Source organism: Enterococcus cecorum DSM 20682 = ATCC 43198, from assembly GCF_000407565.1.
Classification (GTDB): Bacteria; Bacillota; Bacilli; order Lactobacillales; family Enterococcaceae; genus Enterococcus_E; species Enterococcus_E cecorum.
This window is the reverse complement of record NZ_ASWI01000005.1, coordinates 1-2,147: the sequence shown is the minus strand read 5'-3', so window position 1 is coordinate 2,147 and position 2,147 is coordinate 1. Positions and strand designations below refer to the sequence as shown.

Sequence of the window (2,147 nt, the reverse complement as noted above, 5' to 3'; positions counted from 1 at the left end):
TTACACCTGAAGAATTGCAAAACGAAGCTGCACATCTATGGGTTTTATACAAATGATACATAGACGAGATATTTTCTTTATAGAGAATATCCGTCTATTTTTTTCCACTGAACATGCTAAGTTGATTTAAAAAGAAAATATACCTAATCGTATCTGTAGCTACATACCTTTTCCTTTCTGTTTCGCAGTACGCACTCTCTTATCTTCTGAAACTGTTAGTAACCCTCAATAAGGTTTCTTGACAAAAAATCGCATAAACGTATAAATTAGAGCAAAAAAAAAGACAAGCATTTAATCTTGTCTCTAATACCGGCGGCCGGGGTCGAACCGGCACGCCCTCAACGGGCACTGGATTTTGAGTCCAGCGCGTCTGCCAATTCCGCCACGCCGGCATATAAGGCGGTAACCGGATTTGAACCGGTGATGAAGGTTTTGCAGACCTCTGCCTTACCACTTGGCTATACCGCCATATATGTTTTACTAACTGGGGTAGCTGGATTCGAACCAACGCATGAGGGAGTCAAAGTCCCTTGCCTTACCGCTTGGCTATACCCCAATAAAAGGGCGAATGATGAGAATCGAACTCACGAATGCCGGAGCCACAATCCGGTGCGTTAACCACTTCGCCACATTCGCCATGGCAGGGGCAGCAGGAATTGAACCCACACTAACGGTTTTGGAGACCGCTGTTCTACCTTTAAACTATGCCCCTATAAATGGAGGAGAGTGGATTCGAACCACTGAACCAAAAGGAACGGATTTACAGTCCGCCGCGTTTAGCCACTTCGCTACTCCTCCGATGGTGGCGCGGGACAGAATCGAACTGCCGACACATGGAGCTTCAATCCATTGCTCTACCAACTGAGCTACCGAGCCACAATATTTAATTAATAATGGCGGTCCCGACGGGATTTGAACCCGCGATCTCCTGCGTGACAGGCAGGCATGTTAACCCCTACACCACGGAACCGACAATGGAGGTTAACGGGATCGAACCGCTGACCCTCTGCTTGTAAGGCAGATGCTCTCCCAGCTGAGCTAAACCTCCAAATGATCCGTACGGGATTCGAACCCGTGTTACCGCCGTGAAAGGGCGGTGTCTTAACCACTTGACCAACGGACCAATATTAAAAAACGGAGAGTAAGGGATTTGAACCCTTGAGACAGTTATTAACCATCTACATGATTTCCAATCATGCTCCTTCGGCCTCTCGGACAACTCTCCAGGCAAAAAGAGCGCAATACTCTTTCTCTCTCAATGAGATACTCCGGCAGTAGGACTCGAACCTACGACATCATGATTAACAGTCATGCGCTACTACCAACTGAGCTATGCCGGAATGAAGCGTGGCGACGTCCTACCCTCACAGGGGGAAACCCCCAACTACTATCGGCGCTAAGAAGCTTAACTTCTGTGTTCGGCATGGGAACAGGTGTATCCTTCTTGCTATCGCCACCACACTATTTTACTGAGTGATTTATTCACTCAAAACTGGCATTGAAAAGTACTACTTTCCGAGTCATTTTGGTTAAGTCCTCGATCGATTAGTATCAGTCCGCTCCATATATCACTATACTTCCACTTCTGACCTATCTACCTGATCATCTTTCAGGGATCTTACTTTCTTAAAGAAATGGGAAATCTCATCTTGAGGTGGGCTTCACACTTAGATGCTTTCAGCGTTTATCCCTTCCCTACATAGCTACCCAGCGATGCCTCTGGCGAGACAACTGGTACACCAGCGGTAAGTCCATCCCGGTCCTCTCGTACTAAGGACAGCTCCTCTCAAATTTCCAACGCCCGCGACGGATAGGGACCGAACTGTCTCACGACGTTCTGAACCCAGCTCGCGTGCCGCTTTAATGGGCGAACAGCCCAACCCTTGGGACCGACTACAGCCCCAGGATGCGACGAGCCGACATCGAGGTGCCAAACCTCCCCGTCGATGTGGACTCTTGGGGGAGATAAGCCTGTTATCCCCAGGGTAGCTTTTATCCGTTGAGCGATGGCCCTTCCATGCGGAACCACCGGATCACTAAGCCCGACTTTCGTCCCTGCTCGAGTTGTAGCTCTCGCAGTCAAGCTCCCTTCTGCCTTTACACTCTGCGAATGATTTCCAACCATTCTGAGGGAACCTTTGGGCGCC

At 48.8% G+C, this 2,147-nt stretch carries 12 tRNA genes and 2 rRNA genes; all 14 read right to left on the bottom strand.

Features of this window, described 5'->3' with window-relative positions:
- Positions 1-307 precede the first annotated feature (307 nt).
- A tRNA-Leu gene (locus I567_RS11725) sits at positions 308-392 on the bottom strand.
- 5 nt (positions 393-397) lie between these two features.
- Positions 398-468, bottom strand: a tRNA-Cys gene (locus I567_RS11720).
- A 16-nt stretch (positions 469-484) separates the two neighbouring features.
- Positions 485-556 (bottom strand) — tRNA-Gln (locus tag I567_RS11715).
- A gap of 7 nt (positions 557-563) precedes the next feature.
- Positions 564-636 (bottom strand) — tRNA-His (locus I567_RS11710).
- A 2-nt stretch (positions 637-638) separates the two neighbouring features.
- Positions 639-712, bottom strand: a tRNA-Trp gene (locus tag I567_RS11705).
- Positions 713-717: 5 nt separating this feature from the next.
- Positions 718-798 (bottom strand) — tRNA-Tyr (locus I567_RS11700).
- 2 nt (positions 799-800) lie between these two features.
- Positions 801-876: transfer RNA gene (locus I567_RS11695), tRNA-Phe, on the bottom strand.
- An 18-nt stretch (positions 877-894) separates the two neighbouring features.
- Positions 895-970, bottom strand: a tRNA-Asp gene (locus I567_RS11690).
- Positions 971-975: 5 nt separating this feature from the next.
- Positions 976-1,048, bottom strand: a tRNA-Val gene (locus tag I567_RS11685).
- A gap of 3 nt (positions 1,049-1,051) precedes the next feature.
- A tRNA-Glu gene (locus I567_RS11680) sits at positions 1,052-1,123 on the bottom strand.
- Between the two features lie 12 nt (positions 1,124-1,135).
- Positions 1,136-1,225 (bottom strand) — tRNA-Ser (locus I567_RS11675).
- Positions 1,226-1,266: 41 nt separating this feature from the next.
- A tRNA-Asn gene (locus I567_RS11670) sits at positions 1,267-1,340 on the bottom strand.
- A 5-nt stretch (positions 1,341-1,345) separates the two neighbouring features.
- Positions 1,346-1,461, bottom strand: a 5S ribosomal RNA gene (gene rrf / locus I567_RS11665).
- Positions 1,462-1,525: 64 nt separating this feature from the next.
- A 23S ribosomal RNA gene (locus I567_RS11660) occupies positions 1,526-2,147 on the bottom strand; the annotation flags it as partial.